This window comes from Streptomyces tricolor (assembly GCF_002155905.1).
Lineage (GTDB): Bacteria > Actinomycetota > Actinomycetes > Streptomycetales > Streptomycetaceae > Streptomyces > Streptomyces tricolor.
The window spans coordinates 1-5,664 of the sequence record NZ_MUMF01000336.1 but is presented as its reverse complement, the minus strand read 5'-3'; the positions used below and the strand labels follow the sequence as shown (position 1 = coordinate 5,664).

The 5,664-nt window shown below is 74.2% G+C and carries 3 protein-coding genes; 2 read left to right on the top strand and 1 reads right to left on the bottom strand.

Features of this window, described 5'->3' with window-relative positions; all coding sequences use genetic code 11:
- Positions 1-632: 632 nt before the first annotated feature.
- The gene (locus CCN44_RS23800) at positions 633-2,348 is read right to left on the bottom strand and encodes a DUF4192 family protein (RefSeq protein WP_086699377.1); all 1,716 of its coding nucleotides are present in this window, start codon (positions 2,346-2,348) and stop codon (positions 633-635) included.
- A 142-nt stretch (positions 2,349-2,490) separates the two neighbouring features.
- Here CCN44_RS23800 and CCN44_RS23795 point away from each other — a divergent pair, with 142 nt between their 5' ends.
- A complete protein-coding gene (locus CCN44_RS23795; RefSeq protein ID WP_086699374.1) occupies positions 2,491-4,656 on the top strand; it encodes a RecQ family ATP-dependent DNA helicase in 2,166 nt (721 codons plus the stop codon).
- Positions 4,657-4,996: 340 nt separating this feature from the next.
- Complete coding sequence (locus CCN44_RS23790) at positions 4,997-5,617, top strand: hypothetical protein (RefSeq protein ID WP_086699371.1); 621 nt, start codon at positions 4,997-4,999, stop codon at positions 5,615-5,617.
- Positions 5,618-5,664: the final 47 nt, after the last annotated feature.

Below are 5,664 nucleotides of genomic sequence, written 5' to 3'. Positions count from 1 at the left end.
GGCCGCACCGGGACGGCGGGGCCGGGTGGTGACGGCGGGCGGAGGACTGACCTGGGCTGCCCGGGAGGAAAGGTGTGGGTCCGCGGACGGCGGCGGAAGGTCGCCTGCCTTCGGTGTGCGGGGGGCGGCGCCGGCCGTCGGGAACGGCTCGTGCCTGCTCCAGGGTGGACGTTCGGCGGCGGAGGGCGGAGTCGGCTGCTGGTGCATGGGGTGGCTTCTTCTGCGCTCGGTGCGGCTCGGACGTGCTGGGCGGCTGGTAGATCGCCCCGGAGGGCAGGGAAGGTACGGCGGCAGGGCCAGTACAGGCGTTCCGCCACTCAGGTGAACGGGAGCGCACTCGTCCGGGTCACGGCTCGTCCGGGGGAAGCCGGTCACATGGCGGTGGGACCGGCCGACGGGGAGGAGAGCTGCCGGGGTGACGGTCCGGGTACTGCCCGCCAGTCGGCGTCGGCCTCGCGCCGGTAGTGCGCTCCGACGGCATGCGGTGCCGCCTCGGGGGTCCGCCGAGTCCGCGCCCGGGCCGGCGGCCCCTCCGGACTCGACCGCGCCGCTGAGGACCGCTCCGGTGAGAGGTGCTCCGGTGAGGAGTGCTCCGGTGCGGGGCCACTCCCCGGGTGAGCGCCGTCCGACGCTCACCCGTCCCCCTCGGGCTGCGGGTGCCCGCTGCCCCGAAGGGCGCCCTTGGACGCGGCGTCGCCTGGCACCGCCGCACGCGTGCGCGTGGTGCTGGGGCCGCGGGTGCCGGGCCCGGTGACCTCGGCGGCGGACGGTCGGGGACGGGAGTCGGCCGGTCGCTGCCGGCGTCCCTTCGCCCGCGCCTTGTCGCGGCCGGCGTCGCCCTCGCTCCGCGCACGGCGCCGTCGCTGCACGCGCGCCCGGGAGCCAGGGTGGGCGCTCCGGTCGCTCCCGGGGTTGGCCCCGGGTGCCAGAGCCGGGGGCTGCGGAGGCTCGGCGCGAGCGGTCCGCGGTGCCGGGTTCGCGCGCTCGGGGGAAGGCACTTCATCTGCCGGGTCGGCTTGCTCCGGGGACGACGCCTGATCCGCCGGGCCCGCATGCTCCACCGAAGTCACACGATCCGCCGAGCTCGCCTGATCCGCCCGAACCACTTGGTCCGCCGGACTCGCCTCGCCCACCGAAACCACATGATCCGCCTGCTGCGACGGCGCACGGGACACGCCCTCCGCGCGCAGGCAGCGGCGGACCGCCTCGGGGTCGAGGCCCTCGTTGCAGGCCTGGTGCAGCAGTCGGGCGAAGAGGTAGTCGGGGTCCGCGGCCAGTGCCATGGCCAGAGCCTCTCGGGCCTCCAGCTCGTCGCCCATGGACCACGCGACCCAGCCCGCGAGGGTCAGCGGGGCGGCGGCGTGCTCGCCGTAGGGGCCGACGCAGCGGCGGGCCAGGGCGCGCCAGAGCCGGAGCGCCGGGCCGGCCTCGTCACCTTCCATCCACGCCGCGGCCCTGTCACGGGTCGTGCGGTCCTGCAGCCCCAGGATCAGGGTCGCCGCCTCGTCGCCCGCCAGGAGGTCGTCGTCGCGGACGTCCGCCGGGTGCGTGCCGGAGACCGGTGCCGCGGCGGCGTACCGGCGGATGATCCGTTCGGCCAGGCCGAGGGTCTCCTCCGCCACTTCCTGGCGGGTCGTCTCGTCCAGCATGCGGGGCACGAGGGTCATGCCGGCCGCGTCCAGGGCGATCTCCTGTTCCAGCGCCGCGGTGGTCTCCCAGGGCTGCAGCCTGGCGCGCAGCTCCCGCAGCGTGCCGCGCACCTGGATGCCGGCGTAGGTGGCCGCCGCGGCGAGCACGGAGGTGCCGGGAAGGCCCATCGGCGAGCCGTCCTCGGGGCAGCAACCCGTGACCGGGCAGCAGTACGACCAGAAGCGGCCGTCGGAGATGCACAGAGCCTCGATGACCGGCACGTCGAGGTTGCCGCACTCGGTACGCATCAGCTGGGCCAGCCTCTCCAGCCGTCGCTTGACGTCCCGGCCGGATTCTCCCGGGCCCGGCTCCTGGCAGACGTAGGCCACCATGCGCTCGGGGCGGGAGCCGCGCCGCTCGCTGCCGGTCACCAGTCCGCGGGCCAGCTGCCGGGCGGCGGCTTCCCAGTCCTCGTCGTTCGCGGGGATGCCGAGCCGGGCCCGGCCGCCGAACCTGCCGCGGCCTCCGTGGTCGTGCAGGGCGACGAGCACCATGCTGTCCTCCGGGCGGTAGCCGAGCAGGTAGGGCAGGGCGTCGGCCAGCTCTGCCGGGGTGCGCAGAGTGACCTGCGGGGCGTGCTCGGCCGGTCCGGCGGGCGGTGCCTGTGCCGGGATGTCGTCGTGGTCGAAGGGTCCGCTGGTTCCGCTGTGATTCGTCATGCGCCGACGATCTCGCGGATCACGAGACTCCGGTTGGACCTGTGGATAAGTCGGATCAGGGACACGACAAGGGTGTTTCCCGTTGTCCACAGCCTTGACCCGGGCCCGCCCGGTTGTCGGTCCCGTCCTGTTGTATGGACGCATGGAGCACACGAGCAACGCGGATCTCCGCGCACAGGCCGATGCCGTCCTCGCCCGGCTCGTCGGGGACGCCACGGGCGCCGCCCGGCTGCGCGAGGACCAGTGGCGGGCGATCGAGGCGCTGGTCGCCGACCGGCGCCGGGCCCTGGTCGTGCAGCGCACGGGATGGGGCAAGTCCGCGGTGTACTTCGTGGCGACCTCGCTGCTGCGGGCCAGAGGCAGCGGACCCACGGTGATCGTCTCGCCGCTGCTCGCGCTCATGCGGAACCAGGTGGAGGCCGCCGGCCGGGCCGGCATCCACGCCCGGACCATCAACTCCGCCAACACCGAGGAGTGGGAGGCCGTCCAGGCCGAGATCGCGGCCGGCGACGTCGACGTGCTGCTCGTCTCACCGGAGCGGCTGAACAACCCCGACTTCCGTGACGAGGTCCTGCCCAAGCTGTCCGCGGCCACCGGCCTGCTGGTCGTGGACGAGGCCCACTGCATCTCCGACTGGGGCCACGACTTCCGCCCCGACTACCGCAGGCTGCGCACCATGCTCGGCGAACTCCCGCCCGGCGTGCCCGTGCTGGCCACCACCGCCACGGCCAACGCGCGGGTGACCGCGGACGTCGCCGAGCAGCTCGGTACGGGCGGCACCTCCGACGCGCTGGTGCTGCGCGGGCCGCTGGACCGGGAGAGCCTGAGCCTCGGTGTGCTGCGCCTGCCGGACGCCGCGCACCGGATGGCGTGGCTCGCGGACCATCTCGACGAACTGCCGGGCTCCGGCATCGTCTACACGCTCACCGTGGCCGCGGCCGAGGAGGTCACCGCCTTCCTGCGGCAGCGCGGACACGCCGTCGCCTCGTACACGGGAAAGACCGAGAACGCCGAACGGCAGCAGGCGGAGGACGACCTGCTCGCCAACCGCGTCAAAGCGCTGGTCGCCACGTCCGCGCTCGGCATGGGCTTCGACAAGCCGGACCTCGGTTTCGTGATCCACCTGGGCTCGCCCTCCTCCCCCATCGCCTACTACCAGCAGGTCGGCAGGGCCGGCCGTGGCGTCGACCATGCCGAGGTGCTGCTGCTGCCGGGCAAGGAGGACGAGGCGATCTGGGAGTACTTCGCCTCGCTGGCCTTCCCCTCCGAGGACCTGGTCCGGCGCACCCTGGACGTCCTCGCGCGGGCGGACGGGCCGCTGTCGCTGCCGGCCCTGGAACCGCTGGTCGAGCTGCGCCGCTCACGCCTGGAGACCATGCTGAAGGTCCTCGACGTGGACGGAGCGGTGCGTCGCGTCAAGGGCGGCTGGATCGCGACCGGACAGCCGTGGTCGTACGACGCCGAGCGCTACGCGTGGGTGGCCCGGCAGCGCGCGGCCGAGCAGCAGGCGATGCGCGAGTACGCGACCACGACCGAGTGCCGGATGGAGTTCCTGCAGCGCCAGCTGGACGACGAGGGCGCCAAGCCCTGTGGGCGCTGCGACAACTGCGCGGGCCCCCGCTTCACCGCTGGTCTGTCACCGGCGGCCCTGGACGCGGCGCGGAGCGACCTGGGCCGTGCGGGGGTGGAGGTGGAGCCCCGTCGTATGTGGCCTACCGGTCTCCCGGCCATCGGCATCGACCTCAAGGGCCGCATTCCCGCGGGGGAACAGGCCTCGCCGGGGCGGGCTCTGGGGCGGCTGTCGGACATCGGCTGGGGCAACCGGCTGCGACCGCTGCTCGCGCCTCAGACGCCGGACGCCGAGGTGCCGGACGACGTGACGCGAGCCGTGGTCGATGTCCTGGCCGACTGGGCCCGGGGCCCCGGCGGCTGGGCCTCCGGTGCGTCCGACGCCCCGGCCCGGCCGGTGGGTGTGGTCACCGTGGCCTCGCGCAGTCGGCCGCGGCTGGTCCACTCCCTGGGCGCGCGGATCGCCGAGATCGGCCGGCTTCCGCTGCTCGGCTCCGTGGAATACGCCGGGGACGCACCCCGGTTGCCGCGCAGCAACAGCGCGCAGCGGCTGAAGGCCCTGGACGGCACGTTGACGGTGCCGCCGGCCCTGGCGGCTGCCCTCGCCGAGGCGAGCGGACCGGTGCTGCTGGTCGACGACTTCACGGAGACGGGCTGGACCCTGGCGGTCGCGGCCCGGCTGCTCCGCAGGTCCGGCGCGCGGGGCGTGCTGCCGCTGGTCCTCGCTGTTCAGGGCTGACCGGCACGTCGGCACCGCTCCTTGCGGGCTCCGGCGGCGTGTCGCCGCCGGTACCCGCAGGCCCGGGGCCGACCCCGTTCAGCCGCTCACGGGGAGCGACGGCCGGTGCCCGGACCCCTCTCGCATCGTCAGCGGAACCTTTGGGTAGGGATATAAGCCACGCACTACCTGATAACAGTCGGTGGTCCCAATTGCTCGTTGCCGCATCCAAGTTCGACAGGAAGAATTGAGGTCCGCTCCCCGCACGGCTCGTCCGTGCTCCGGTTGGGCTCCGCTGCGGTGCGCGCTCCCCCGAATCCGACCTCGCCCGCAGTATGGGCGCGTAGCCGAAGGGAGGAACGTGACCTTCGGATTCGCCTCGTCCTCGGCGGCCTCGTTGTCGACGTCCGCGTCCGCCGCTTCCGCCAGTCGCCTGCTTGAGCCGGCGGAATGGGCCGCTGCCGGGATTCCCCTGCTGCGCAACCCTCGCGAGGTCGTCAGCGGGCTGCACGCCCGGCATCACCCCAAGCCGCTCACCGCGATCGTGGCGGTTCTCGACCCGGACGAACGGCTGCGGGCCAGCGCCTCGTTCACGCGCCGTACGGCCCCGGCCGACGGCTGGATGTTCCGCAACGCGCTACTGGCCCAGCTGCGCCGGGTGATCCCCCACGACCTGCGTCGCCGCACCCCCGTGCGCACGGCGGTCCTGCTCTACTGCCGTGAGGGCGACGCGCGTTGGACGGAGGAGGACGGCGCGTGGATGTGGGGACTGCGCGATGCCTGCACGCTGCACGGGCTTCGTTGCGGGGCGTACATCACGCTGACACACGACGGCTGGCAGGTGCTCGGTGAGGACCGCGGCGGACGCCGGCCCAACGCGCACTCGACGCCGGAGCCCGTCGCCACGTCGGAGGCACCACCGCTCGTGCCGCGCACCGGAGGCCCGGTCTCCGATGTGCTGCGTCGGGCGGCGGCCCGCTGAACAGCGCGGAGCGGGCGTGCGCCGGCTCGCGCCGCCGGCCGGGCAGC